Source organism: Halomonas sp. PGE1 (assembly GCF_013000985.1).
GTDB lineage: Bacteria > Pseudomonadota > Gammaproteobacteria > Pseudomonadales > Halomonadaceae > Halomonas > Halomonas alkalicola.
This window is the reverse complement of sequence record NZ_CP053032.1, coordinates 1,000,806-1,024,864: the sequence shown is the minus strand read 5'-3', so window position 1 is coordinate 1,024,864 and position 24,059 is coordinate 1,000,806. Positions and strand designations below refer to the sequence as shown.

Genomic DNA, 24,059 nt, shown 5'->3' with positions numbered 1-24,059 from the left:
AATACAAGTGGCAGTAGATGCCAACTATAGCCGATGGAATGGTGAATCTTGCAAGGACCTGCCCTCGCCCATGGCGCTAGACTGGCGTCGCTGCCCCGCACCAACTTTCACCCACGTCCCACGGCAGGAGGCGCCCCATGGAGCTCTGGCTGTTCATCGTCGCCCTGGCGGCGGTCTACCTGCTGCCCGGCCCCGACATGCTGCTGGTGCTGCATACCGGCAGCCTGCAGGGACGCTCCCGGGCACTGGCCACGGCAGCGGGCCTGGCGGTGGCCCGCGGGCTGCACGTGACCCTGGCTGCCCTGGGACTGGCCACGCTCTTCGTCACCGCCCCCTGGACCTTCGATGCCGTGCGCTATGCAGGCGCCGCCTACCTGACCTGGATCGGCCTGCAGCTGCTGCGCGCCCCCGGCGAACCGCCCCCAAAGGCCCCGGGTGGGGCGATGCCGCGCCAGGCGAGCCACCGCCTGGCCTGGCGCCGCGGGCTACTCACCAACCTGCTCAACCCCAAGTCGCTGCTGTTCTGCTCGGTGCTGCTGCCGCAGTTCGTGCATCCCGACCGTGGGCCCGTGCTGCTGCAGTTCTCCCTGCTCGGGGGGCTGCTGGTAGCCATCGGCCTGCTGTTCGATGCCGGCTATGCGACCCTTGGCGCCGCCCTGCAGCGCTGGTTCGCCGGCAGCCCCCTGAAGGCGCGGCTGCAGCGCTGGACCTTCGGCTCGCTGCTGATCGGCTTCGGACTGCGCCTGGCCGCCTGACCCCCTGCGCCTTGCCCTGCGTCAAGACGCCGCCGCCGGGCCATCGCCTTTTACCGAGCCGCAGATGGCCACCGTCGGCGAGGGCCATGCCGAGCTGGAGTAGCGCCTGGGCGGCTGCGACTGCCTGGCCGTGGGCGAGGCCTCCTTCGAGGATCAGGCCCGCACCGGCAGCCGTGAGGCGCCGCCTTCCAGTACCTCGCGAATCTCCTCGCCCTCCAGGGTCTCACGCGCCTCCAGCGCGGCGGCCAGACGATCCAGCTCGGCGCGGTGCTGCTCCAGCAGCTGGCGTCCGCGAGCCTCCATCTCGCCGAGCAGGCGCCGGATCTCCTGGTCCACGAGGCTCGCGGTGGCCTCGCTGTGCTCGCGCAGCTGGGTCATCTCGCGCCCCAGGAAGGCGTGCTCCTGCCCCTGGGAGAGGGCGACCGGGCCGATCCGCTCGCTCATGCCCCAGCGCGCCACCATGCGCCGCGCCAGGCGGGTCGCCTGCTCCAGGTCGTTCTCCGCCCCGCTGCTCACCTCGCCGAACACGATCGACTCGGCCAGCCGACCGCCGAACATCACCGTCAGGCGATCGTGCAGGTAGGACTCGTTGTAGTTGACGCGCTCCTCGTCGGGCACCTGGGCGGTGACGCCCAGGGTGAGCCCTCGGGGCAGCACCGTGACTTTCTCCAGACGGTCGGCGTGGGGCAGCAGGTGGGCGAGCAGCGCATGGCCCGCCTCGTGGTAGGCGACCACGCGGCGCTGAGCCTCGGAGAGCCCCAGGTCGCGCTCCTCGCCCAGCATCACCCGGTCCCGGGCGTCGACGAAGCAGGCCCAGTCCAGGTCGGCCCGGCCACGCCGCCCGGCCAGCAGGGCGGCCTCGTTGGCCAGGTTGGCGAGATCCGCCCCCGAGAAGCCGATGGTGATCTCGGCCAGCCGCGCCAGGTCGGCGTCGGCGGCCAGTGGCATGCGCCGGGTATGCACCTGGAGGATCGCCTCCCGGGCCTGGCGGTGGGGGTTCTCGAGGGTCACCTTGCGGTCGAAGCGACCCGGGCGCAGCAGCGCCGGGTCGAGCACGTCGGGGCGGTTGGTGGCGGCCAGCACCACCACCGATTCGTGGCCCTCGAAGCCGTCCAGCTCGGCCAGGATCTGGTTGAGGGTCTGCTCGCGCTCGTCGTGGCCGCCGCCTACCCCGGTGCCCCGGGTGCGGCCGATGGAATCGATCTCGTCGATGAAGACCACCGAGGGCGCCCTCTCCTTGGCCTGGCGGAAGAGGTCGCGCACCCGCGAGGCCCCCACCCCCACGAACATCTCGATGAACTCGGAGCCGCTGATGCTGAAGAAGGGCACCCTGGCCTCGCCGGCCACCGCTCTCGCCATCAGGGTCTTGCCGGTGCCCGGCGGGCCCATCATCAGGATGCCACGGGGAATGCGGGCGCCCAGCGCCTGGAAGCGCGCCGGCTCCTTGAGGAACTCGATCACCTCGAGGATATCGCGCTTGGCGTTCTCCGAGCCCGCCACGTCGGCCAGCTTCACCTTGCTCTGCTGGGGCTCCACCAGCCGCGCCCGGGACTTGCCCATGCCGAAGGTGCCGCCGCCACCGGTCAGGCGCTCCTGCATGCGGTTCCAGAACCAGAACAGCAGCGCCAGCATCAGCAGCCAGGGCACCACGCCCATCAGCAGCCGCTGCCACGCCTCGGGCTCCGCCGGTCGCGCGGCAATGCGCACCCGCTGGGCCTCCAGACGCTCCAGCAGGCGCTCGCTCTCGACGTCGGGGCGGGTGGTGGTGAAGGCGCGGGTCTCGCCCAGGTCCAGATCGAGGCGCCCGGAGTCGCTGAACACCCCTTCCAGGGCCTGGCCGCGCAGGGTGACCTCGGCCACGTGGCCGGCATCCACCGCCTCGAGGAAGTCGGAGTAGGTCAGCTCCACCCGGGCCTGGCGGTCGGCCCCATCCAGGTAGTGGAACATCAGCAGGATGGCCACCGCCATCCAGACGAACAGCAGCCACTGCTGGCGGGGCGAGCCGTTGCCGGCACGGCCGTCGCCATCGTCGCCGGGCGGGGTGCCGGCCGGCTCGGGGGGTGGCGCGTCGGGCCGAGGGGCCTGGGGAGCAGCCATGGCGGCCTCCACTGGGGGTATCACTACCACCATGGCCCCGTCGCCCCCCGGCTGGCAAGTGCCGGGGCATGGGCGCCCCTGGCCGGCTATGCCATAGTAGTGGCAGGCCCCGTCGCAGCGGGCCTCGTCACCCGCCAGGAGAGCGCCATGCGGCGATCGACCACCCCCCGTCACCCGCGCGCCATCATCGCCCGCCTCGCCAGGCTGGCCGGCATCTGGCTACTGCTCGGGGGGCTCTTCGTCGGCCAGGCCGGCGCGGCGGCGCCGGAGCGCCCCACCCTGGGCCTGGCGCTGGGCTCGGGGGGCGCCAACGGGCTGGCCCATATCGCCATGCTGAGGGTACTCGACGAACTCGAGATCGTCCCCGACCGCATCGCCGGCACCAGCATCGGCGCGGTGATCGGCGGGCTCTATGCGGCGGGGCTCTCCGCCGACCAGATCCAGGATATCTTCGACGACGTGGCGGGCTCGCCCCTGGACGCCCTCTCGGGGCTCGCCGGCTCGGAGCTGGACCTGGCGGACCTACTGCAGCTCGGCCTGAGCGACGGCGGCCTGTTCGACTCCGGGGGGTTCCTGCGCTATCTGGCTGCCCACACCGAGGCGCGCACCTTCGATGACCTGGCGATCCCGCTCTCGGTGGTGGCCACCGACTACTGGAGCGGCGACAGCGTGGTGATCGAGGCGGGCCGGCTGTTCCCCGCCATCGAAGCGAGCATGGCGGTGCCGGGGCTGTTCTCGCCGGTGCGCCGCGACGAGCTGCTGCTGATCGATGGCGGCACCTCCAACCCGCTGCCCTTCGAGCTGCTGCTGGATGAGATGGACCTGGTGATCGCGGTGGACGTCTCCGGCGCCCGCCATCCCGACAGCGACCCCGTCCCCGGCATCACCGACCTGCTGTTCAAGACCTTCAGCATCATGCAGCAGTCGCTGATCCGCCAGGCGCTGGCGCACCGGCGCCCGCACCTCTACCTGAAGCCGGAGGCCGCGGGAGTGCGCCTGCTGCACTTCAACCGCATCCACGAGATCCTCGCCCAGGCCGAGCCGGTGGCGGACGAGCTGCGCGACCAGTTGACGATCTGGCTGGCCATCCAGGCCGACGCCGCCATGCCCTGACGGATCCCCGTGCCCGACCGCCGTCGGGAGGTTATGCTCAGGAGAGCCCCCACCGCCCCCGCAGGAGACGCGCGATGGCCGACATCACCGCACGGCTGGCCGACCTCAAGGCCAGGATTGACGAGCTGGCCGGCCTGGCCGCCGCCGAGCACCGCGAGCATGCCAGCCGCCTGGCACAGACCCTGACCGGCGACCTCGAGGGGCTGCTCGAGGCGTCGCCCCCGGCGCCAAGGCCCGCGGGGCCGCCACCCAGGGCACCCCGCGACGAGGTGGAGCGCTGCCCGGTCTGCTCGCTGCGTAGCTACCGTTTCCAGCGGGGCACCATCCGCGAGAGCGACTATGGCGGCTTTGAAGCCCTCTACCGCTGCGGCAGCTGCGCCCACGAGGGCTGGAAGGAGATCACCTGATCCCGCGCGGGCTCAGCGGCAGAAGGGCCCGACCTGATAGAAGCGCCGGCACTGGAACTCCGCCTCGCAGCTGGCCAGCTGCCCCTGGTAGCGGCTGGCCCGGCTCGCCACCTGGCCGGCCGCCCGCTGCACCGCGGGCTTGCCGCGCCAGGTGCCGCGCTGATAGCCACCGGCCCCCTCGTGATAGGCCAGGTAGAGGTGCTCGGGGTTGTTCAGCGAGATACCGGCCTGCCGCTGGCTGCGCGCGTTGTACCAGCCGATGAAGTCGGTGGCATGCTTCATGTGGCTGCGCCGGGCCAGGGTGCCGCCGGCCTCGTCGCGATACTCCCCCCATACCGGGTCCAGGGCCTGGGCATAGCCCCGCGCCGAGGAGGGGCGCGGCCCCGGGATGAAGCCCAGGTAGCGCTGGCGCGGCGGGCGCACATGGCTCTGGAACGAGGACTCCTGCTGGATGAAGGCCATCTGGGTGGCGATGGGGGTCCCCCAGCGCGCCTCGGACTCCCGGGCGTAGTCGTACCAGCGCGGCTGTTCGCGGAAGATCTCGCAGACGTTGCTCTGGTCCGCCGGCGGCGACGGCGCCAGGGCCGCACAGCCACCGAGCAGGCCTAGCGCGCCTGCCGCCAGGCCGGTGCGCAGCAGGCGACGCCACCGCCCCTCGCGCCTGCCCGGCAGGCTGCTAGCCAAGGGCCGCACGCAGCTTGTCGGCGGCCGCCGCCAGGTCGGCCGGATCGGCCATGGGCAGGTCGACCACCTGGATATCGCTCATCTCGTCGAGCGGGGTCAGGTGGATATGCACGTGGGGCACCTCGAGGCCCACCACCAGCATGCCGACCCGCCGACAGGGGAAGGCGCGCTTGATCGCCTTGGCGACTCGCCGGGAGACGCCCATCAGATGCACGTAGAGCGCCTCGGGCAGGTCATCCCAGTGGTCGACCTCCTCGCGGGGGATCACCAGCACATGGCCGGGCTTCATCGGCTGGATGGTCATGATAACCACGCATTGCTCGTCCTCGTGGACGAAGTGGCCCGGGATCTCTCCCTGCATGATACGGGTGAAGATGCTCGCCATCGGCACTCTCCTGGCAGTGGGGACGACATGCCGACACGCGCGGACTGCAGCGGCGGCACGAAACCGGTATGCTGAAGGCGCAACACCCTCAGTACGGAGCAGAATACACGATCGATCATTCATTCCAAGCCAGCACGGAGGTTCACATGAAGGTCTACAAACCTGAATGGCGGTGCACGTTTAGCGTAAACGAAGGCGCGGAAGAATCAGCCAGCTGGAAGGAGAGGATCGCCTGGCAGCTGCGCGAGTTTGCCGACCGGCTGGACGGCGGCGGCAGGACATTGAAGATCGACTGCGACGTCACACCCGCGGTGAGCGAGGACGAGATCAACACCTGCCTGGGCAAGGGCTTCGCCGTGACCCAGAGCCTGCTCACCCAGCTCGCCCAGCAGGCCGCCTGTGAGGACGTCATGCGCGACGCCAAGGCCGAGCTGTTCGCGGAGGAAGAGGAAAGCCCCCGGCACTGACACGCGCCGTCGCAGCCGCGTGCCATCCCCACGCCCCATTCGGACTCCGGATGGGGCGTCTTCATTGCGGCCTGCCGGATCTGCCCGACGTGGATACGTCCGGCGTGGATACGTCCGGCGTGGATACGTCCGGCGTGGATACGCCCCGCGAGGGGGCCCGGCGAGATGCACCCGGTGACGCGGCATGCCATCCTTGGTCCTTCGCTCGCCACCGGAACGTGTCGCCATGCCGCTTGCCATCAGCCTGATTGCCCCTTCCTCCTTCACCCCCGATGACGACATCGAGCGGGGCGTGCGCGGACTCGAGTCCCTCGGGGTGACCGTGCGCCGGCCGGCCCCGCTGCAGCGGCGGACCCGCTACCTGGCGGGCGATCGGGAGTGGCGCCTTGCGCAGCTCCACGCCGCCTATGCCGACCCCGACACCCAGGCGGTGTGGGCGGTGCGCGGCGGCTTCGGCTGCGCCCAGCTGGCAGCGGGAATCGACTGGGCGCGGCTGGCCGGCCGGCCCAAGCCGCTGGTCGGCTACTCCGACCTCACCGCCCTGCTCCACCAGTGCCACTTGCACGGGCTGCCGGCGATCCACGCTCCGGTGGTCAAGGCCGCAGGCGCCCTGCTCGATGGATCCGCGGATGAGCGCACCGTCGTTCGGCGCCAGTTCGAGGAGACCCTCGCCCTGATCCGCGGCAGCGCCTCCCTCGACTACCCGCTCACCGCCTGGCACGACGCCCCATCACGGCGGGAAGGCCCGCTGGTGGGCGGCAACCTCATCACCCTGGCCAGCCTCGCCGGCACCCCGCTGGCCTTCCGCGCGCCGCCCGGCGCCCTGGTGATCCTCGAGGACGTGGGCGAGCCCTACTACCGGCTGGAGCGCGCCCTCTGGCAACTGGTGCAGGCCGGCGCCCTGGATGAGGCCGGCGCCGTCTGCCTGGGGACCTTCGAAGGGTGCCGCCCCTATGACGAGACGCCGCTCGAGGCGATCGTCGCCGAGACCCTGGCCCCCCTTGGGCTACCGTTCTACCACGGCCTGCCGGTGGGCCACGGCCTGCACAACCGCCCCTGGCGCTATGGCGCAACGGGGGTTCTCGAGGAGGGGCGCCTTAGCGTGGCGGGCTAGCCTTGGTGCTGCACCGCAGCGTAGAGGGTGCGCCAACAAAGCAGTTACACAATTGTCGCCATCTTGCATCGATCTTCGCCGATCTTCGAAACGCTGCTTGCCGCCCCTGGAAAAGGCGGCTACTATTTGATCGCCCTTATGGCAACTCGCTGCATCGCAGCATACGCGACCCGCACCACGAGAGACCCTGAGGAAACCAGATGGGAACCCGATCGAGACTGTTACTCGCCTGCTGCCTGACAGGCGCATTGACCCTCGGTACCCAGGCGGCCATGGCCCATGAGGCCGAGCCCGATATCCAGGAAGGCTACGCCTCCTTCTATCACGACAAGTTCCAGGGGCGGGCCACCGCCAGCGGTGAGCGGTTCGACCAGAACCAGCTGACCGCCGCCCACCCCGACCTGCCCTTCGGCACCGAAGTCGTCGTGACCCGGCCCGACACCGGCCGCGAGGTCACGGTGGTGATCAACGACCGCGGCCCCTTCGTGAAGGGGCGTGTCATCGACCTTTCCAAGCGCGCCGCCCGCGAGCTCGGCATGCTCCATCGCGGCGTGGCACCGGTCATCATCACCGCCATCAACTGAGGCAGACGCCACCGCCCGGCGCTCAGCGACCGCCGGCGATCTGGTCGGCAAAATCGTGATTGACGTCGCGATGGTCGGCCTCGTCGGCCCTCACCGCCGCGACCACCTCGCGAAGGCGCGCATCGGCCGGCAGCTTCCAGTAGTCGATGGCGATCTGCGGCGCCGGAATATTCTCGTACTTGCCGCTATCGATGCCCTCGAGATACTCGGTGTAGCTGATCACCGCCTCCTCCTCGAGATAGCCCACCACCCGGTGGGCCGTCCTGCTGGAACACAGGTAGAGCAGAAAGAAGAGGTTGTAGAACACCCCCTGGGCCAGCACGATCAGAGCCCGCTCCAGCCGGGTGGGCTGCGCCACCTCGATGAAGGTCATCAGGTGCATGCGCTCGTTCTCGGCCTCGTCCAGCAGGGTCCGAATCCAGCCGTCGTCATCCTTCAGGCGCCGCAGGGAGCGCAGGTGCTGCAGGGTGCCACCGACCATCCCCGGCACCGCCGCCACCGTCTCCAGCACCACGGCGCGGTGGCCATAGCGTCCGGCGAAGAACAGGTCGGCGAAGAAACGCATGAAGCGCACCAGCCGGTAGGCGAACCGGTCGGAGAGCCCTCTGGGGCGGTGGTGGCGGCGAAGGGGTGTTTCAGACGGCGAGGACGCGTCACTGGAACTCATCAAGCACTCTCCTTGGCTTCGTTGGCAGGGCGGCCCCGATGACCGGGGCTCCCTCACAGACTGCCGTCCTGCCAGACGGTTCCCTTCACCGCGGCGTGGGGCAGCACGCCACGCTGCTTGCCACCCTCAGCTCCCGGGCTCGAGCCGGTCCTGGGTGCGCGTCGCGAAGTCGCCGGCGTCATGGCGCTCGTGGAGCTGTTCCGAGGGCTCCCCGAAGGTGCGATTCACCATGCGCCCGCGCCGTACCGCTGGCCGGGCGTCGATCTCCTCGGCCCAGCGCCGCAGGTGCCGATACTCCTGCACCTGCAGGAACTCCCCGGCATCGTAGAGTCGCCCCAGCGCCAGCTGCCCATACCAGGGCCAGGTGGCGATATCGGCGATGCTGTAGGCGTCGCCCCCCAGGTAGCGGCTCTCTGCCAGGCGACGGTCCAGCACATCGAGCTGGCGCTTGGCCTCCATGGCGAAGCGGTTGATGGGGTACTCGAACTTCTCCGGGGCATAGGCGTAGAAGTGGCCGAAGCCGCCGCCCAGGTAGGGAGCGCTGCCCATCTGCCAGAACAGCCAGCTGAGGGTCTCGGTGCGCTCGGCAGGGGCGTCCGGCAGGAATTCGCCGAACTTCTCGGCCAGGTAGAGCAGGATCGACCCGGACTCGAATACCCGCCGGGGCGGGTCGACGGTGTGGTCCATCAGCGCCGGGATCTTGGAGTTGGGGTTGACCGCCACGAAGCCGCTGCCGAACTGGTCGCCATCGCCGATGCGGATCAGCCAAGCGTCGTACTCGGCGCCGGCATGGCCCAGCGCCAGCAGCTCCTCCAGCATTACCGTGACCTTGACCCCGTTGGGCGTGCCCATGGAGTAGAGCTGCAGCGGGTGCTTGCCCACCGGCAGCGCCTTGTCGTGGGTGGGCCCGGCGATGGGGCGGTTGATGCTGGCGAACTTGCCGCCGCTGGGCTGCTCCCACTTCCATACCCGGGGCGGAACGTAGGCGTGATCGCTCATGCTGACTCCATTAGCAGGGACATGGTATGTGCCACTCACGATACCCCGCCGCGCCCGGCACCGCGAGCCCGGGGGCTTCGCCAACGGGAGGGGCCCGCACCAACGCGAACAGCCGCCCGAAGGCGGCTGTTCTGGAAGGCTGACCTGGAGAAGCGTCACGCTGGTACCGGCGGCCGGACTCGAACCGGCAAGAGGTTGCCCCCGGGAGATTTTGAATCTCCTGCGTCTACCAATTTCGCCACGCCGGCAACGCGTGACGCATTATACGTGGGCCCTTCAGCAGGTCAATCTGGGTCCTGACTTCCCCCCCCTGACTTCACCCCATGGAGCCGGTATCCTAGGCGGCTTGCCAAGACACCGGATCCCGACACCTCCCATGCAGCGCGCCGACTTCCACTTCGAGCTCCCCGACGAGCTGATTGCCCGCTACCCCTCCGAGCAGCGCAGCGACTGTCGCCTGCTGTGCGTCGACGGCGAGAGCGGCAAGCTGGCCCATCACCGTTTCCCCGACCTGCTCGAGCTGCTCGAGCCCGGCGACCTGCTGGTGTTCAACGACACCCGGGTGATCCCGGCGCGGCTGCACGGCCACAAGGCCAGCGGCGGCAAGGTGGAGATGCTGCTGGAGCGCCCGCTGGACGCCCACCGCGGCCTGGCCCACCTGCGCTCGAGCAAGTCGCCCAAGCCCGGCACCGAGCTGATCTTCGAGGGCGATATCCACGCCGTGGTGGAGGGGCGCCGCGATGCCCTCTTCGAGCTGCGCTTCCTCGGCGAGACGCCGCTGATCGCGCTCCTCGAGGCGCACGGCCATATGCCGCTGCCGCCCTATATCGACCGCGCCGACGAGAGCGCCGACCGCGAGCGCTACCAGACCGTCTACGCCCGCCGCGCCGGCGCCGTGGCCGCCCCAACCGCGGGACTGCACTTCGATGAGCCGCTGCTCGGGCGACTTGCCGAGAAGGGCGTGGAGCGCGCCTTCGTCACCCTGCACGTGGGCGCCGGTACCTTCCAGCCGGTGCGCGTGGACGATATCCGCGAGCACGTCATGCACAGCGAATGGCTGGAGGTGGACGAGGAGACCTGCGCCAAGGTGCAGGCGGCCCGCGCCGCCGGGCGCCGGGTGATCGCCGTGGGCACCACCAGCGTGCGCTGCCTGGAGAGCGCCTGCATGAAGAGTGCCACCGGCGAGATCGCCCCCTACCGCGGCGAGACCGACATCTTCATCTACCCGGGCTACGAGTGGCGCTGCGTGGACGCCCTGATCACCAACTTCCACCTGCCGGAGTCCACCCTGCTGATGCTGGTTTCCTCGTTTGCCGGCTTCGACACCACCATGGCGGCCTACCGCGAGGCGGTGGCCGAACGCTACGCCTTCTTCAGCTATGGCGACGCGATGTTTCTAACCCGCAAGAGCGCCGAGACCCCTCATGCGTAACGAATGCTTCATGACCTTCGAGCGCCTGGCCAGTGATGGCCGGGCGCGCCGCGGCCGCCTCACCTTTCCCCGCGGCACGGTGGAGACCCCCGCCTTCATGCCGGTGGGCACCTACGGCACCGTCAAGGGCATGACCCCGGTGTCGGTGGAGGAGATCGGCGCCGAGATCATCCTTGGCAACACCTTCCACCTCTGGCTGCGCCCGGGGATGGAGGTGATCGAGGCCCACGGCGACCTGCACGACTTCGCCCAGTGGCACAAGCCGATCCTCACCGACTCTGGCGGCTTCCAGGTCTTCTCGCTCGGCGCCATGCGCAAGATCACCGAGCAGGGGGTGCACTTCCGCTCGCCGGTGGACGGCGCCAAGGTATTCATGGGGCCCGAGGAGTCCATGGCGGTGCAGCGCTCGCTGGGCTCCGACGTGGTGATGATCTTCGACGAGTGCACCCCCTACCCGGCCACCGAGAAGGAGGCGCGCCTCTCCATGGAGCGCTCGCTGCGCTGGGCGCAGCGCTCCCGGGACGCCCACGGCGACTCCCCCTCGGCGCTGTTCGGCATCATCCAGGGTGGCATGTACCCCGGGCTGCGCGAGCAGTCGCTCAAGGGCCTGCTCGACATCGGCTTCGACGGCCTGGCCATCGGCGGCCTCTCGGTGGGCGAGCCCAAGGAGGAGATGATCCGGACCCTGGACTACCTGCCCACCTGGATGCCGGAGGAGAAGCCCCGCTACCTGATGGGCGTCGGCAAGCCCGAGGATCTGGTGGAAGGGGTGCGCCGCGGGGTCGACATGTTCGACTGCGTGATGCCGACCCGCAACGCCAGGAACGGCCACCTGTTCACCGCCGAGGGCACGGTGAAGATCCGTAACGCCAAGCATCGTCACGACACCCGGCCGCTGGACGACGAGTGCGACTGCTACACCTGCCAGCACTTCTCCCGGGCCTACCTCCACCACCTGGACCGCTGCGGCGAGATGCTCGGCTCGATGCTCAACACCATCCACAATCTGCGCCATTACCAGCGCCTGATGGCCGGTTTGCGCGGTGCCATCGAAGCGGGTACATTGGCCAACTTCGTGGAAGGCTTCTACGCACGGCGCGGCCTGCCGGTGCCTCCCGCCCCGAATTGATAACGTCCGGTGCCGGCCCCTGGCGGCCGACACCGGACGAGACTGCCGCGCCCAGGCGGGCAGCACCCCTTACCCATCTCGACCTTTCATACCAACTGTTCATACCAACTTTTCATACCAACCAGGAGACACCCACCCATGCTGGATTTCTTCATCGCTCCGGCCTACGCCCAGGATGCCGCTGCCGGCAGCGGCATGGCCCAGATCGTCATGCTGCTCGGCTTCGTGCTGATCTTCTACTTCCTGCTGTGGCGCCCCCAGGCCAAGCGCGCCAAGCAGCACAAGCAGCTGATCGGCAGCCTCTCCAAGGGTGACGAGATCGTCATCGGCGGTGGCGTGCTGGGCCGCATCACCAAGGTGAGCGACGACAGCGAATTCCTGACCATGGAGATCGCCGAAGGCACCCAGATCAACGTGCAGAAGAACGCCGTGGCCGCGGTGCTGCCCAAGGGCACCATCAAGGCCATCTGAGCCGTGTCCTTCCGGCCCCGCCCCTCGCGGTGGGGCCGCTTCTGATCGCCGCGGCACCCCCGCGGCGATCATGACGTTCTAGACGTCATCCTCCTAACGTCCGCAACGCACGTTGTCAGAAAACGTTGTCAGCAACCTGAGGGCAGGGCTCGCATGCTCAACCGTTACCCACTATGGAAGTATCTGCTGATACTGATCGTCCTCGCCGCCGGCCTTATCTACTCGCTGCCCAATCTCTACCCCGAAGACCCGGCAGTGCAGATCAGCAGCGCCAGCGGCGACACCACCATCGACGACGGCGAGCTGGAGCGCGTCCAGCGCGCCCTGAGTGACGCCGGCATCACCATCAAGGCCGTCGAGCGCGACGCCAGCAGCGTACTGATCCGCCTCGCCGACGCCGACGAGCAGCTCCAGGCCCGCGACCGCATCGCCGCCATGCTCGACGACGACTTCGTGGTGGCACTGAACCTCGCCGAATCCACCCCCGCCTGGCTGCAGGCGCTCTCCGCCTCTCCCATGACCCTGGGCCTCGACCTGCGTGGCGGCGTGCACTTCCTGCTGGAAGTGGACATGGACGCCGCCGTGACCCAGCGCCTCGAGGTCAACGCCAGCGCCATGCGCGAGCAGCTGCGCAGCGAGCGCATCCGCTATCGCGGCACCGAGATCGAGGGACGCACCCTCACGCTGACCTTCACCACCGAGGAGGACCGCGACGCGGCCCGCCGCCTGATCAGCCGTGAGTTCCGCGACTTCGACTACCAGAACGTGGGCGACGGCCGCGGCGCGGCACTGGCCATGACCCTCACCGACCAGGCGGTCAACGAGATCCAGGACTACGCGGTCAACCAGAACCTCACCACCCTGCGCAACCGGGTCGACGAGCTGGGCGTGGCCGAGCCCATGGTGCAGCGCCAGGGCCCCGACCGCATCGTGGTGGAGCTGCCCGGCGTACAGGACACCGTGGCCGCCAAGCGGGTGGTGGGCGCCACCGCCAACCTGGAGTTCCGCCTCGAGGCGCGCCCGGACACCCCGGACGCCGAGACCGAGACCTTCGCGTTCCGCAACGACGAATCCCGCACCGCCGACCTGATGCGCGACGTCATCATCACCGGCGACAGCGTCTCCAGCGCCAGCCGCAGCTTCGACGAGAACGGTCGCCCCCAGGTCAACATCAACCTGGACGGCACCGGCGGCACCCTGATGAACCGCGCCACCCGCACCAACATCGGCCGCAACATGGCGGTGCTCTTCATCGAGCACAAGACCCGCGACCGCGTGGAGGTCGTCGATGGCGAGGAGGTGATCGTCCGCGAGCCCTACACCGAGCGCGGCCTGATCAGTCTGGCCACCATCCAGAGCGCGCTGGGCAACAGCTTCCGCATCACCGGGCTCGACTCGCCCACCGAGGCCGCCGAGCTCGCCCTGCTGCTGCGCTCCGGTTCGCTCGCCGCACCGATCTACTTCGTGCAGGAGCGCACCATCGGCCCGAGCCTTGGCGCCGAGAACATCAAGCGCGGCGTGATGTCGGTGCAGATCGGCCTGCTGCTGGTAGTGCTCTTCATGCTGATCCGCTACAAGGTGTTCGGCATCATCGCCAACGTCGCACTGGCGCTGAACCTGACCCTGCTGATGGCGGCCATGTCGCTGCTCGGCGCCACCCTCACCCTGCCCGGCATCGCCGGCATCGTGCTGACCCTGGGGATGGCGGTGGACGCCAACGTGCTGATCTTCGAACGCATACGCGAGGAGCTGCGCGGCGGGCTCTCGGTCCAGCAGGCGATCCATGCCGGCTACGAGCGCGCCTTCACCTCCATCGTCGATGCCAATATCACCACCCTGCTGGTAGCGGTGATCCTGTTCTCGATCGGCACCGGCCCGGTCAAGGGCTTCGCGGTGACCCTGTCGCTGGGGATCATCACCTCGCTGTTCACCGCCTTGGCGGTGACCCGCGCCATGGTGAACCTCATCTACGGCGGCAAGCCGGTCAAGAAGCTCTGGATCTAAGAGGTGCTCATGAAAACCCTGATCAATCGACAGTTCGACTTCATGGGCCAGCGCCGGATCGCCTTCGCGATCTCCGGCCTGCTGATCCTGGCGTCGATCGCCTCGCTGCTGTTCCAGCAGCTCAACCTGGGGCTGGACTTCACCGGCGGCACCCTGGTGGAGGTGCGCTACGCCGTGGCGCCTTCGCTTGAGGCCGTGCGCCAGACCCTGGAGGCCGCCGAGTTCCGCGACGTCTCGGTGCAGACCTTCGGCGCCTCCACCGAGGTGCTGATCCGCCTACAGCAGGCCTTCGATGCCGAGGTGGGCGAGCGAGTGGTAGAGCTGCTGCGCTCCGGCGGCGACAGCGTCGAGCTGGTGCGCGCCGAGTTCGTCGGCGCCCAGGTGGGCGAGCAGCTGCGCGACCAGGCCGGCCTCGGGCTGCTCGTGGCGATGGGGGTGGTGATGCTCTACGTGGCCGTCCGCTTCCAGTACAAGTTCGCCATCGGCGCCCTGCTGGCGCTGATGCACGACGTGATCATCGTGGTCGGCATCTTCTCGCTGTTCCAGTTCGACTTCGATCTCACCGTGCTGGCGGCGCTGCTGGCGGTGATCGGCTACTCGCTCAACGACACCATCGTGGTCTACGACCGCATCCGCGAGACGATCCGCAAGTCGCGCATCGACGACATGCCGGCGATCTTCAACGAAGCGATCAACATGACCCTGTCGCGCACCCTGGCGACGTCCGGTACCACCCTGCTGGTGCTGATGGCGCTGCTGCTGCTGGGCGGGGACATGATCCACCACTTCTCGATCGCCCTGATCATCGGCGTGGTGGTGGGGACCTTCTCCTCCATCTACGTGGCCGCGGCCCTGCTGATCGCCGTGAAGCTGCAGCGCGAGGACCTGATTCCCGCCAAGAAAGAGGACGCCGAGGCCGAGGAGGAGCTGCCCTGACAGCTGGCTGGATCGCAGCCCAATGAAACCTGAAACCGCCCCCGCACAAGCTGCGGGGGCGGTTTGTTATTCCGCCGACCCGGCGGCGGGAATCAATAAAACCTTACCCCAACGCTCTTGATTTTATCGCCCTCTACCTCTCTGACGACCCAGTGGATGCCGTGCCAGCTTACGTCGTCGCCCACTACCGGGTGCCCCCCCCACCCGCTGGGAGATGAAGTCCCCCAGCGTCATTTCCCCCTCGCCGGGCGTGATAGCGAGCCCATAGGCCTTGGCAATCTCCTCCATTGTGGCGTCGGCATCAATCGTGAAGGGACCGAAGAACTCCTCGCTCCGCTTGAGCCGCTGCTCGCCGCTGAAGAGCTTGTTGAGGGCAGGCAGGTCATGCTCCCGGCCGATCACGCACACCACGTCACCCAGTTGCAGCCGCGTGCTGCCCTTGGGGTGCAGCATGCTCCCCTCGCGAAACAGGGCAGAAATGAGCGCCCCCGAGGGGAAACGCAGCATACGAATGGGCACGTCGTCCAGTGTCTCATTCTCGACCCGGTAGACGAACATCTCGTAGTCGTTCTCAGGCAGCACACCCAGCAATCCACGCTGATCAGGCTCTACCCCCGGCGGCACCTCCACCTTCATCCAGCGCGCCATCAAGGGGATGGTGCCACCCTGGATGAGCAGCGACATCAGCACCACGGCAAAGGCGGCGTTGAAGTAGAGCGAGGCGTTCTCGACGCCGCCGATCACGGGGAAGATCGCCAGCACGATAGGCACCGCACCGCGCAGGCCCACCCAGGAGATGAAGCCGATTTCGTGCCAACGAAACTTGAAGAACGGCTTGACGGTCAGCACCACGGCCAGGGGCCGGGCCACGAAGATCAGCGCCAGCCCCAGCAGCGCGGCCGGCAGCGCGAACTCCAGCAGCTCGCTAGGATTGACCAGCAGCCCCAGCACCAGGAACAGGCCGATCTGGCTCAGCCACGCCAGACCGTCATTGACGGGCAGAATATAATTCAGGTGCTTTCCCGGCTGGTTGCCAATCATCAGCCCTGTCAGATAGATCGCTAAAAAACCGCTACCGCCAAGAACACTGGTGATGCCAAATACACAGAAGCCCAGCGCCAGCGCAAGCAGCGAGTAGAGCCCAGGCTCGAGGTCGACCCAGCGCATGAGCCTGGCGACCAGCCAACCGCCACCGACGCCGATCACGATCCCCAAACCAAACTGCTGGACGAAGAAAAGCGCGGTCTCGACGATGCCACCGATATCCCCTACCAACAGCTCGATCAGCATGATGGTGAGAAAAATCGCCATGGGATCGTTAGTGCCCGACTCGATCTCCAGGGTCGCCCCTACCCGCTCATTGAGATTGACGCCCCTGCCACTTAGCATCGAGAACACCGCCGCCGCATCGGTGGAGCCCACGATAGCGCCGATCAACAGCCCTTCAATCAGGCTAAGATCGAAGATCCACATGGCGATCAGCCCGGTGATACCGGCCGTCACGAAGACGCCGACGGAGGCCAGGGCCATCGCCGGTTTGAAAGCGGCGCGGAAGGTAGTCAGCCGCGTGCGCAGGCCGCCGTCGAGCAGGATCAGGGCCAGCGCAAGATGAGTGATCGTGAATGCCAAGGGGTAGTCGTCGAAACGTATGCCCAGAATGCCCTGCTCTCCGGCCAGCATGCCGAGTCCCAGAAAGAGCACCAATAGTGGTAGACCGAACAGGCGTGAAAGCCGGCTGGCCATGATACTGAGGGCAAGAAGAAGCCCGGAGAGGAGGAACAAGGTATTGATGGAGTCCATCGCTCAGCCTTAGAGAATTGAGTTGAGTGAGTTGGCTTTTGCCAGCGCGTCAGCTTTCGCGGCTCGGCTGTGCTGCTGGATCCCCCTCGGCCAGGCATAGACCAGCGCCTTGAGCAGGGTCGCAAGGGGAATGGCAAAGAACACCCCCCAGAAGCCCCAGACCCCACCGAAGAAGAGCACCGCCACGATGATCGAGACCGGGTGGATATTGTTGGTTTCCGAGAAGAGAATCGGGGCCAGCACATTGCCGTCCAGCGCCTGGATGATGCCGTAGGCGATCAGCACGTAGGCGAACTCGCTGGTCATGCCGAAGTGGAAGCCGGCCACCGCTGCCACCGGCAGGGTGGCCACCGCCGCGCCGATGTAGGGCACCAGCACCGAGAAGCCCACCAGCACCGCCAGCAGCGCCGAATAGGGCAGCCCGAAGTAGGCGAAGGTGAGAAACGAGACGGTGCCGACGATGATGATCTCGATGAACTTGCCGCGCACGTAGTTGGCGATCTGGGCGTCCATCTCGTGCCAGATGCGGGTCATCAGGGCCCGCTTCTGGGGCAGCAACGAAAGGGAGAAGCCCACCAGCGTCTCGCGGTCCTTGAGCAGGAAGAAGACCAGGATCGGCACCAGCACCAGGTAGATGATCAGCGACAGTACGTTGCCCAGCGACGCCAGCGACAGGGTCAGGGCGCGCTGGCCGAACTGGGTCAGCTCGCGGCCGGCCACGGCGATCCAGTTCTGGATCTGGTCGGGGGTCACCAGTTGCGGGTAGCGCTCCTGCAGATCGTCGAGCAGCTGCTGGCCGCTGGCAAACATGCGCGGCGTCTCCTGCACCAGCCCCACCAGTTGGTTCCAGATCAGCGGCATCAGGATGAAGGCCAGCGCCAGCAGCAGACCGATGAAGCCCAGGAACACCAGGCTCACCGCCAGCAGATGGGGCACGTGGCGTCGCTCCAGCCAGCCCACCGCCCCCTGCAGCAGGAAGGCGATCACCAGGGCGGTGAGGAAGGGCGCCAGCATGCGGCCGAAGAGGATCACCACGGCGAAACCGAGCACCAGCACTACCAGCAGGATCACCGCCTCCTCGTCGGAGAAGTAGTGGTCGATCCAATTCTTGAAGACGGAACGCAGCGTCATGTCGTACCCCAAGGCATACCTTTAACGCGGTCATGGCAGACAGCCCCTAGCGGCCTACTGGCGTTTAAAGAACGAGCGAGCCCACTCCATGGCCTATGAACAGGCCCAAACAGCGCCGTACAAGTCTGCCACCAAGTATCAAAAGTAGAGCCAACTTGCCCTTGCAACTTGCAGAGAGTGACCACCGGACTTCACACCACACACATCAAAGCACTTATTATTCAACAAGATTAACAACTCTAGCATGTCGACTCCACGGAGACTCGCGCAATAAAAAACCCCGAAGGTTGGATTTGGTGTCCAACCTTCGGGGTGCCGTTCAGAGCTCCCTGAGGGGGGAGTGGGGGGGCCGTACCTGTATTCTTTCGACCGAGACCTAGAAGTGCGGCTTGAGCTGCTGGACCAGGGCCTTGTAGAGGCGCGGGCCGGCGGCCATCAGCTGGCCTTCCACCTCGACCCTGGGCTGGCCGTCCGGGGTCCCCATCAGGGCACCGGTCTCCTTGAGCAGCAGGCTGCCCACGTGCATGTCCTGCTCCTCCAGGCCCAGCACGAAGGCGGCATCGGCGCGGCCGGCGGCCAGCTCGGCCAGGTCCAGCAGGCCGCTGCCCGAGGCGCGCTGCACCTCGATGACCGGGCCCAGCTGCTGGACCAGGGTCAGGTAGGCGGGCAGGTTGCGGGGGCGCAGCCAGGTCTCGGGCAGACCCATGGCGATGCGGGCACCGCCCACGGCGTGGGTCTTGGGCACGCGAATGCGCTTGCCGTTATGCTGGGCACCGCGGCCGCGGCTGACCAGGTACTCGTCATCGCTGAAGGGACAGATCACCACCGCATGCTCCGGGCGGCCCTTGACCATGCAGACCACCGACAGCGCGAAGCCGGAGGCGGCCACGCCGAGGTTGGAGTAGCCGTGGAAGGGTTCGATCTTCCACAGGGTGTCGCTGCCCTCACCCTCACCGGCGCGGTGGGGCGTGAAGCGGCCGACGACGCCGTGCTGGGGGTAGCCGCGGGAGAGCTGATTCACGATCAGCGACTCGGCGTTGCGGGCGGCGTCCTCGAGCAGGCGGTCGAGGTTGCTCTCTTCGTGGGCATTCTCGATACGCTCGCGAATGCGCAGGAACTGTTCGCCGGCGCTGCGCGCGGCGCGCAGCGCATATTGGACCATCGGATGCATGATCGGGCCTTGGGGAGTCGGTGGTGTTAAAGAACGGGGAGGTTCGTGAAAGCGTTCGGCTGGAACGGTCGGCGCGAATCCTAGCAGACGCGGCCCGATTGCGCCACGCCGGCGCGCGACCGATCCGGCGGCAGAGGCGCTGCAACATGCTAGACTCTATCGCCCAGATTCATCGGCCCGATTCATTTCGCCCCAGGGAACCCCCATGCTCGACCGTATCCGTATCGTCCTGATCGGCACCAGCCACCCCGGCAACATCGGCGGCGTCGCCCGCGCCATGCACAACATGGGGCTGGCCGACCTGGCCCTGGTGGCGCCGCGCTGCGAGCCGGTCACCGCCGACAGCGTATCGCGGGCCTCCGGCGCCGATCACCTGGTCAATGGCGCCCGGGTGGTCGAGACCCTGGAGCAGGCGGTCGCCGACTGCACCCTGGTGGTGGGGGCGAGCGCCCGTTCGCGCACCCTGCCCTGGCCGATGATCACCCCCCGCGAGCTGGGCGGCCGACTGCCGGCGGAGCTGGCCGGCGACGGCGCCCGGGTCGCCCTGGTCTTCGGCCGCGAGGACAGCGGCCTGACCAACGCCGAGCTGCAGCGCTGTCACGCCCACGTGCACATTCCCACCAACCCCGACTTCAGCTCGCTGAACCTGGCCGCCGCCGTGCAGGTCCTCGCCTACGAGTGCCGCCTGGCCTGGCTGGCAGGCGAAGAGGCTCCCGCCGAGGAGCCCGGCCAGGCGCTGGCCACCCACGAGGAGCTGGAGCACTACTTCGCCCACCTCGAGCGCACCCTGGTCGCCATCGGCTTCCATGACCCGGCCATGCCGCGCCAGCTGATGGCCCGACTACGCCGCTTCACCCTGCGGGCACGCCCCGAGCGCATGGAGCTCAACATCCTGCGCGGCATCCTCTCCGATACCGAGAAGCTGGCACCGCCCCGGGACGATACCTGAGGCGATTCCGGGAGGACGCCCGAGGCCGTGCCTTGAAGGGGGCCCACCGCGCCCCCACACTGAGACCATTGCCCGCGGCGGATGCCGCCCTGCCCCCCCCACCCCAAGGACCGCTGCATGTTTCAACGTCTGCGTGAGGACATCAACAGCGTTTTCGACCGCGACCCGGCGGCGCGCAACTTCCTGGAAGTGCTGACCAACTACCCGGGACTGCACGCCCTGCTGATCCACCGCCTGAGCCACTGGCTGTGGCGGAAGAACCTCAAGTGGCTGGCGCGTTCGCTCTCCACCTTCTCGCGCTGGCTCACCGGCATCGAGATCCATCCGGGCGCCAGGATCGGCCGGCGCTTCTTCATCGATCACGGCATGGGCGTGGTGATCGGCGAGACCGCCGAGGTGGGTGACGACGTCACCCTCTATCAGGGGGTGACCCTTGGCGGCACCAGTTGGAACAAGGGCAAGCGCCACCCGACCCTCGCGGATGGTGTGATCGTCGGGGCCGGGGCCAAGATTCTCGGTCCCTTCACCGTGGGCGCCGGCGCCAAGATCGGCTCCAACGCCGTGGTCACCAAGGAGGTGCCCGCCGGCGCCACCGTGGTGGGCATCCCCGGCAAGATCGTCAAGCGCACCGAGCCTGACGCCGCCGAGGTGCTGGAGGTGGACCCCGAACGCCGCGAGGCGATGCGCCGCAAGTTCGGCTTCGACGCCTACGGCATCAGCGAGGACATGCCCGACCCGGTGGCGCGCTCGATCCAGGCGATGCTCGACCACATGCACGCGGTGGACGAGCGCATCGAGCGCATGTGCCAGACCCTGCGCAAGGTGGATGCCAGCTACCGCGATGGCCGCCTGCCGGAGCTGCGCGACGAGGACTTCGCCGACATCCTCGACGATGCCGACGCCTGCGCCATGCCCGAGAAGGCGCCGGCCGCCAGGGAAGAACCGGCGACCACCAAGGGCGACGACGGCCGCGGCACCAATGGTTGACCATAGCACTCGGTCTTTACCATAATGCTTGTCTGACCGCGCTCCGCAGCGGAGCGCCCGTTCACCGACCGCCGACCCGTTCGGCGCCGAGGTCGCCATGCGCCTGACCACCAAGGGACGCTACGCCGTTACCGCCATGCTCGACCTGGCCATGCACGCCCAGGCGGGGCCGATCAGTCTGGCCGACATCTCGAAGCGCCAGGAGATCTCGCTCTCCTACCTGGAGCAGCTGTTCGCACGGCTGCGCCGGGCCGAGTTGGTGGCCAGCGTGCGCGGCCCCGGCGGCGGCTACCTTCTGGCCAGGGCGCCGGAAACCATCTCGGTGGCCCGGGTGATCGACGCGGTGGACGAATCGGTGGATGCCACCCGCTGCGGCGGGCTCTCCGACTGCCAGCAGGGCGACACCTGCCTGACCCACCACTTGTGGTGCGAGCTCTCCGAGCAGATTCACGGCTTCCTGGAAGGCATCACCCTGGGGCAGCTCGCGGCCCGCCAGGAGGTCCAGCAGATCGCCGACCGCCAGCGCGACCGCCTGGACGGCAGCGACGTTTTCGCCTCGGCGCCCTGATGGCGCCCCACCGAGCGACACGACACCCGAGTCCATGACCACACCCGTCTATCTCGACTACGCCGCCACCACGCCCGTCGACCCTCGCGTCGCCGAGCTGATGAGCCGCCACCTGACCCTCGATGGCATCTTCGCCAATCCCGCCTCGCGCAGCCATATGCTGGGCTGGCAGGCGGAGCAGGCGGTGGAGAACGCCCGCCGCCAGGTGGCCGACCTGATCGGCGCCGACCCCCGCGAGATCGTCTGGACCAGCGGCGCTACCGAGGCCGACAACCTGGCGCTGATCGGCTACCTGCGGGCCAACCGCCACCGCGGCCGCCACCTGGTGACTTCCATCATCGAGCACAAGGCGGTGGTGGATACCGCCCACGCCCTCGAGAGCGAGGGCTTCGAGGTGACCTGGCTCACCCCGGGGCGCGACGGCCGCGTCACGCCCGAGCAGCTGCGCGAGGCGATGCGTGAGGACACCGTGCTGGTGTCGCTGATGGCGGTGAACAACGAGCTGGGCGTGATCCACGACCTGGCGGCGCTTGCCGAGGTGGCCCACGCCGGCGGCGCGCTCTTCCACGTGGATGCCGCCCAGGCGGTGGGGCGCCTGGACCTCAACGTCGAGCGGCTCGGCATCGACCTGATGTCGCTCTCCGGCCACAAGGCCTATGGCCCCAAGGGCATCGGCGCCCTCTTCGTCAGGCGCGACCCGGACATCCGCCTGGAGGCGCTGATCCACGGCGGCGGCCACGAGCGAGGCATGCGCTCCGGCACCCTGGCCACCCATCAGATCGTCGGCATGGGCGAGGCTTTCGCCCTGGCCGGCGCCGAGGGCGAGGACGACCAGGCGCGCATCACCGCCCTGCGCGACCGCCTGCTAGCGGGCCTGGCGGATCTCCACGGCATCCACCGCAATACCGCGGTGGAGGTGGCGGTGCCCAACATCCTCAACCTGGCCTTCGAGGGCGTCGACGGCGAGTCGCTGCTGATGGCGCTGCGCGACGTGGCCCTCTCCACCGGCTCCGCCTGCAACTCGGCGAGCGTGGAGCCGTCCTATGTACTGAAGGCCATCGGCCTGCCGCGAGCGCTGGCGCTATCCTCGCTGCGCTTCAGCTTCGGGCGCTTCACTACCGAGGCCGACATCGACACGGCGCTTTCCGCGCTGCGCCACGCCCTGACCGGGCTGCGTCGCCAGGCGATCTAGCACCGCCCCAGGCCCATCCAACGACTCACGGCCATTCCACCGAACCCAGGAGAGACCCATGGCGCATTTGACCATCACCCCCGCCGCCGCCGACCAGATCCGCCGGGTGCTCGCCGAGCGCGGCGAGGGCCTCGGCCTGCGCGTCTCGGTCAAGCCCAGCGGCTGCTCCGGCTACAGCTACGTGCTCGACTTCGCCGACGAGGCCGAGGGCGACGATACCTGCTTCGAGGAGCACGGCGTCCGGGTCTTCGTCGCCCCGGAGGCGCTGGAGATGCTCGACGGCAGCGAGGTGGACTACGTCAACGAGGGGCTCAACCGCTTCTTCCGCTTCAACAACCCCAACGTCAAGGACCAGTGCGGCTGCGGCGAGAGCTTCACGGTCTAAAGCACAAGAGCGCCGGGTCGGCGCCCCGCAATCAGCGACGATTGTTCAACGCCGCCCCGGGGCGGTATAATCCGCGCCCAATCGGCGTCAGCCGCCGAGCTTCATCAGATTCACCGCGCCGCCCACGCTCCGATCCGGGAGCCCAGGGGCGGCGCGGCGCTATTCCTCCACCCCCCATCCCCTACTGGAGACATGCCCATGGCTACCCAGCGCACCCTGTCCATCATCAAGCCCGACGCCGTTGCCAAGAACGCCATCGGCGAGATCATCGCTCGCTTCGAGAAGGCCGGCCTCCAGGTCGTCGCCGCCAAGATGCTGCACCTGGACGACGACAAGGCCGGCGGCTTCTACGCCGAGCACAAGGAGCGCCCCTTCTTCAAGGATCTGGTCGGCTTCATGACCTCCGGCCCGGTGGTGGTCCAGGTGCTCGAGGGCGAGGACGCCATCGCCAAGAACCGTGAGCTGATGGGCGCCACCAACCCCAAGGAAGCCGCGCCGGGCACCATCCGCGCCGACTTCGCCGAGACCATCGACGCCAACGCCGTGCACGGCTCCGACTCCCCCGAGTCCGCCGAGCGCGAGATCGCCTATTTCTTCGAGAGCAGCGAAATCTGCCCGCGTTGATCGAGGCC

At 68.2% G+C, this 24,059-nt stretch carries 24 protein-coding genes, 1 tRNA gene and 1 pseudogene; 17 read left to right on the top strand and 9 right to left on the bottom strand.

Features of this window, described 5'->3' with window-relative positions:
- Positions 1–137: 137 nt before the first annotated feature.
- Complete coding sequence (locus HIR79_RS04905) at positions 138–755, top strand: LysE family translocator (RefSeq protein ID WP_169957481.1); 618 nt, start codon at positions 138–140, stop codon at positions 753–755.
- A gap of 153 nt (positions 756–908) precedes the next feature.
- Here HIR79_RS04905 and ftsH read toward each other — a convergent pair whose 3' ends face one another.
- Positions 909–2,852, bottom strand: coding sequence for an ATP-dependent zinc metalloprotease FtsH (gene ftsH / locus HIR79_RS04900; protein ID WP_249322250.1), 1,944 nt, complete (start codon positions 2,850–2,852; stop codon positions 909–911).
- A gap of 147 nt (positions 2,853–2,999) precedes the next feature.
- Between ftsH and HIR79_RS04895 the strand changes: the two genes are divergently transcribed.
- Positions 3,000–3,965, top strand: a complete 966-nt coding sequence (locus HIR79_RS04895) for a patatin-like phospholipase family protein (protein ID WP_169957480.1) — start codon at positions 3,000–3,002, stop codon at positions 3,963–3,965.
- A gap of 74 nt (positions 3,966–4,039) precedes the next feature.
- Positions 4,040–4,372, top strand: a complete 333-nt coding sequence (locus HIR79_RS04890; protein ID WP_169957479.1) for a hypothetical protein — start codon at positions 4,040–4,042, stop codon at positions 4,370–4,372.
- 12 nt (positions 4,373–4,384) lie between these two features.
- On the opposite strand, the gene HIR79_RS04885 is transcribed toward HIR79_RS04890, so the two are convergent.
- Both HIR79_RS04885 and HIR79_RS04880 read right to left on the bottom strand, forming a co-directional pair.
- The gene (locus HIR79_RS04885; RefSeq protein WP_249322307.1) at positions 4,385–5,011 is read right to left on the bottom strand and encodes a transglycosylase SLT domain-containing protein; all 627 of its coding nucleotides are present in this window, start codon (positions 5,009–5,011) and stop codon (positions 4,385–4,387) included.
- A gap of 37 nt (positions 5,012–5,048) precedes the next feature.
- Positions 5,049–5,441: an HIT family protein gene (locus HIR79_RS04880; RefSeq protein ID WP_169957478.1), complete on the bottom strand. Its 393-nt coding sequence runs from the start codon at positions 5,439–5,441 to the stop codon at positions 5,049–5,051.
- A 146-nt stretch (positions 5,442–5,587) separates the two neighbouring features.
- Here HIR79_RS04880 and HIR79_RS04875 point away from each other — a divergent pair, with 146 nt between their 5' ends.
- The 3 genes from HIR79_RS04875 (at position 5,588) to HIR79_RS04865 (ending at position 7,606) form a co-directional block, all read left to right on the top strand.
- Positions 5,588–5,908, top strand: coding sequence for a hypothetical protein (locus HIR79_RS04875; protein ID WP_119023650.1), 321 nt, complete (start codon positions 5,588–5,590; stop codon positions 5,906–5,908).
- Between the two features lie 226 nt (positions 5,909–6,134).
- The gene (locus HIR79_RS04870) at positions 6,135–7,022 is read left to right on the top strand and encodes a S66 peptidase family protein (RefSeq protein WP_169957477.1); all 888 of its coding nucleotides are present in this window, start codon (positions 6,135–6,137) and stop codon (positions 7,020–7,022) included.
- 200 nt (positions 7,023–7,222) lie between these two features.
- Positions 7,223–7,606 carry a septal ring lytic transglycosylase RlpA family protein gene (locus HIR79_RS04865; RefSeq protein ID WP_169957476.1) on the top strand — a complete coding sequence of 128 codons (384 nt, stop codon included), beginning with the start codon at positions 7,223–7,225 and terminating at the stop codon, positions 7,604–7,606.
- A 22-nt stretch (positions 7,607–7,628) separates the two neighbouring features.
- On the opposite strand, the gene HIR79_RS04860 is transcribed toward HIR79_RS04865, so the two are convergent.
- From HIR79_RS04860 to HIR79_RS04850, 3 genes are all read right to left on the bottom strand, one after another.
- On the bottom strand, positions 7,629–8,273 hold the full coding sequence (locus tag HIR79_RS04860; protein WP_169957475.1) for an alternative oxidase: 645 nt from the start codon (positions 8,271–8,273) through the stop codon (positions 7,629–7,631).
- Between the two features lie 126 nt (positions 8,274–8,399).
- Positions 8,400–9,272, bottom strand: coding sequence for a glutathione-dependent disulfide-bond oxidoreductase (gene yghU, locus HIR79_RS04855; protein ID WP_169957474.1), 873 nt, complete (start codon positions 9,270–9,272; stop codon positions 8,400–8,402).
- Between the two features lie 161 nt (positions 9,273–9,433).
- Positions 9,434–9,520, bottom strand: a tRNA-Leu gene (locus tag HIR79_RS04850).
- 128 nt (positions 9,521–9,648) lie between these two features.
- On the opposite strand from HIR79_RS04850, the gene queA reads away from it, so the two are divergent.
- The 5 genes from queA to secF all read left to right on the top strand — a co-directional run bounded on the left by queA (position 9,649) and on the right by secF (position 15,244).
- Positions 9,649–10,704: a tRNA preQ1(34) S-adenosylmethionine ribosyltransferase-isomerase QueA gene (queA, locus tag HIR79_RS04845; protein ID WP_169957473.1), complete on the top strand. Its 1,056-nt coding sequence runs from the start codon at positions 9,649–9,651 to the stop codon at positions 10,702–10,704.
- Between the two features lie 10 nt (positions 10,705–10,714).
- Positions 10,715–11,833, top strand: a complete 1,119-nt coding sequence (gene tgt / locus HIR79_RS04840; RefSeq protein WP_211621025.1) for a tRNA guanosine(34) transglycosylase Tgt — start codon at positions 10,715–10,717, stop codon at positions 11,831–11,833.
- Positions 11,834–11,971: 138 nt separating this feature from the next.
- On the top strand, positions 11,972–12,304 hold the full coding sequence (yajC, locus tag HIR79_RS04835) for a preprotein translocase subunit YajC (protein ID WP_119022049.1): 333 nt from the start codon (positions 11,972–11,974) through the stop codon (positions 12,302–12,304).
- Positions 12,305–12,457: 153 nt separating this feature from the next.
- Entirely contained in the window at positions 12,458–14,308 is a 1,851-nt protein-coding gene (gene secD, locus HIR79_RS04830; RefSeq protein WP_169957471.1) for a protein translocase subunit SecD, read from the top strand.
- A gap of 9 nt (positions 14,309–14,317) precedes the next feature.
- A complete protein-coding gene (secF, locus tag HIR79_RS04825; RefSeq protein ID WP_169957470.1) occupies positions 14,318–15,244 on the top strand; it encodes a protein translocase subunit SecF in 927 nt (308 codons plus the stop codon).
- Positions 15,245–15,336: 92 nt separating this feature from the next.
- On the opposite strand, the pseudogene HIR79_RS04820 reads toward secF, so the two are convergent.
- From HIR79_RS04820 to HIR79_RS04810, 3 genes and pseudogenes are all read right to left on the bottom strand, one after another.
- Positions 15,337–17,044 (bottom strand): annotated as a pseudogene (locus HIR79_RS04820) (potassium/proton antiporter).
- 9 nt (positions 17,045–17,053) lie between these two features.
- Positions 17,054–18,175 carry an AI-2E family transporter gene (locus HIR79_RS04815; RefSeq protein ID WP_169957469.1) on the bottom strand — a complete coding sequence of 374 codons (1,122 nt, stop codon included), beginning with the start codon at positions 18,173–18,175 and terminating at the stop codon, positions 17,054–17,056.
- Between the two features lie 376 nt (positions 18,176–18,551).
- Positions 18,552–19,346, bottom strand: coding sequence for an inositol monophosphatase family protein (locus HIR79_RS04810; protein ID WP_169957468.1), 795 nt, complete (start codon positions 19,344–19,346; stop codon positions 18,552–18,554).
- Positions 19,347–19,551: 205 nt separating this feature from the next.
- Between HIR79_RS04810 and trmJ the strand changes: the two genes are divergently transcribed.
- From trmJ to ndk, 6 genes are all read left to right on the top strand, one after another.
- Positions 19,552–20,295 (top strand): tRNA (cytosine(32)/uridine(32)-2'-O)-methyltransferase TrmJ, encoded by a 744-nt coding sequence (gene trmJ / locus HIR79_RS04805; protein ID WP_169957467.1) that lies wholly within the window; start codon positions 19,552–19,554, stop codon positions 20,293–20,295.
- Positions 20,296–20,412: 117 nt separating this feature from the next.
- Positions 20,413–21,282 (top strand): serine O-acetyltransferase, encoded by an 870-nt coding sequence (gene cysE, locus HIR79_RS04800; RefSeq protein WP_169957466.1) that lies wholly within the window; start codon positions 20,413–20,415, stop codon positions 21,280–21,282.
- Positions 21,283–21,379: 97 nt separating this feature from the next.
- Positions 21,380–21,850 (top strand): Fe-S cluster assembly transcriptional regulator IscR, encoded by a 471-nt coding sequence (iscR, locus tag HIR79_RS04795; RefSeq protein ID WP_169957465.1) that lies wholly within the window; start codon positions 21,380–21,382, stop codon positions 21,848–21,850.
- Between the two features lie 34 nt (positions 21,851–21,884).
- Entirely contained in the window at positions 21,885–23,042 is a 1,158-nt protein-coding gene (locus tag HIR79_RS04790; protein ID WP_169957464.1) for an IscS subfamily cysteine desulfurase, read from the top strand.
- Between the two features lie 58 nt (positions 23,043–23,100).
- On the top strand, positions 23,101–23,427 hold the full coding sequence (locus HIR79_RS04785) for a HesB/IscA family protein (protein WP_169957463.1): 327 nt from the start codon (positions 23,101–23,103) through the stop codon (positions 23,425–23,427).
- A 198-nt stretch (positions 23,428–23,625) separates the two neighbouring features.
- On the top strand, positions 23,626–24,051 hold the full coding sequence (gene ndk / locus HIR79_RS04780) for a nucleoside-diphosphate kinase (protein ID WP_169957462.1): 426 nt from the start codon (positions 23,626–23,628) through the stop codon (positions 24,049–24,051).
- The last annotated feature ends 8 nt before the right edge of the window (positions 24,052–24,059 follow it).

What these genes read in the sequence shown, in the direction of transcription:
- HIR79_RS04880 (WP_169957478.1), bottom strand. Translation starts at nt 5,441, where the DNA reads ATGGCGAGCATCTTCACCCGTATCATGCAGGGAGAGATCCCGGGCCAC.
- secF (WP_169957470.1), top strand. Translation starts at nt 14,318, where the DNA reads ATGAAAACCCTGATCAATCGACAGTTCGACTTCATGGGCCAGCGCCGG.
- ftsH (WP_249322250.1), bottom strand. Translation starts at nt 2,852, where the DNA reads ATGGCTGCTCCCCAGGCCCCTCGGCCCGACGCGCCACCCCCCGAGCCG.
- iscR (WP_169957465.1), top strand. Translation starts at nt 21,380, where the DNA reads ATGCGCCTGACCACCAAGGGACGCTACGCCGTTACCGCCATGCTCGAC.
- HIR79_RS04895 (WP_169957480.1), top strand. Translation starts at nt 3,000, where the DNA reads ATGCGGCGATCGACCACCCCCCGTCACCCGCGCGCCATCATCGCCCGC.
- trmJ (WP_169957467.1), top strand. Translation starts at nt 19,552, where the DNA reads ATGCTCGACCGTATCCGTATCGTCCTGATCGGCACCAGCCACCCCGGC.
- HIR79_RS04870 (WP_169957477.1), top strand. Translation starts at nt 6,135, where the DNA reads ATGCCGCTTGCCATCAGCCTGATTGCCCCTTCCTCCTTCACCCCCGAT.
- HIR79_RS04860 (WP_169957475.1), bottom strand. Translation starts at nt 8,273, where the DNA reads ATGAGTTCCAGTGACGCGTCCTCGCCGTCTGAAACACCCCTTCGCCGC.
- HIR79_RS04875 (WP_119023650.1), top strand. Translation starts at nt 5,588, where the DNA reads ATGAAGGTCTACAAACCTGAATGGCGGTGCACGTTTAGCGTAAACGAA.
- HIR79_RS04810 (WP_169957468.1), bottom strand. Translation starts at nt 19,346, where the DNA reads ATGCATCCGATGGTCCAATATGCGCTGCGCGCCGCGCGCAGCGCCGGC.
- yghU (WP_169957474.1), bottom strand. Translation starts at nt 9,272, where the DNA reads ATGAGCGATCACGCCTACGTTCCGCCCCGGGTATGGAAGTGGGAGCAG.
- HIR79_RS04790 (WP_169957464.1), top strand. Translation starts at nt 21,885, where the DNA reads ATGACCACACCCGTCTATCTCGACTACGCCGCCACCACGCCCGTCGAC.
- secD (WP_169957471.1), top strand. Translation starts at nt 12,458, where the DNA reads ATGCTCAACCGTTACCCACTATGGAAGTATCTGCTGATACTGATCGTC.
- HIR79_RS04890 (WP_169957479.1), top strand. Translation starts at nt 4,040, where the DNA reads ATGGCCGACATCACCGCACGGCTGGCCGACCTCAAGGCCAGGATTGAC.
- queA (WP_169957473.1), top strand. Translation starts at nt 9,649, where the DNA reads ATGCAGCGCGCCGACTTCCACTTCGAGCTCCCCGACGAGCTGATTGCC.
- yajC (WP_119022049.1), top strand. Translation starts at nt 11,972, where the DNA reads ATGCTGGATTTCTTCATCGCTCCGGCCTACGCCCAGGATGCCGCTGCC.
- HIR79_RS04785 (WP_169957463.1), top strand. Translation starts at nt 23,101, where the DNA reads ATGGCGCATTTGACCATCACCCCCGCCGCCGCCGACCAGATCCGCCGG.
- ndk (WP_169957462.1), top strand. Translation starts at nt 23,626, where the DNA reads ATGGCTACCCAGCGCACCCTGTCCATCATCAAGCCCGACGCCGTTGCC.
- HIR79_RS04815 (WP_169957469.1), bottom strand. Translation starts at nt 18,175, where the DNA reads ATGACGCTGCGTTCCGTCTTCAAGAATTGGATCGACCACTACTTCTCC.
- HIR79_RS04865 (WP_169957476.1), top strand. Translation starts at nt 7,223, where the DNA reads ATGGGAACCCGATCGAGACTGTTACTCGCCTGCTGCCTGACAGGCGCA.
- cysE (WP_169957466.1), top strand. Translation starts at nt 20,413, where the DNA reads ATGTTTCAACGTCTGCGTGAGGACATCAACAGCGTTTTCGACCGCGAC.
- HIR79_RS04905 (WP_169957481.1), top strand. Translation starts at nt 138, where the DNA reads ATGGAGCTCTGGCTGTTCATCGTCGCCCTGGCGGCGGTCTACCTGCTG.
- tgt (WP_211621025.1), top strand. Translation starts at nt 10,715, where the DNA reads ATGACCTTCGAGCGCCTGGCCAGTGATGGCCGGGCGCGCCGCGGCCGC.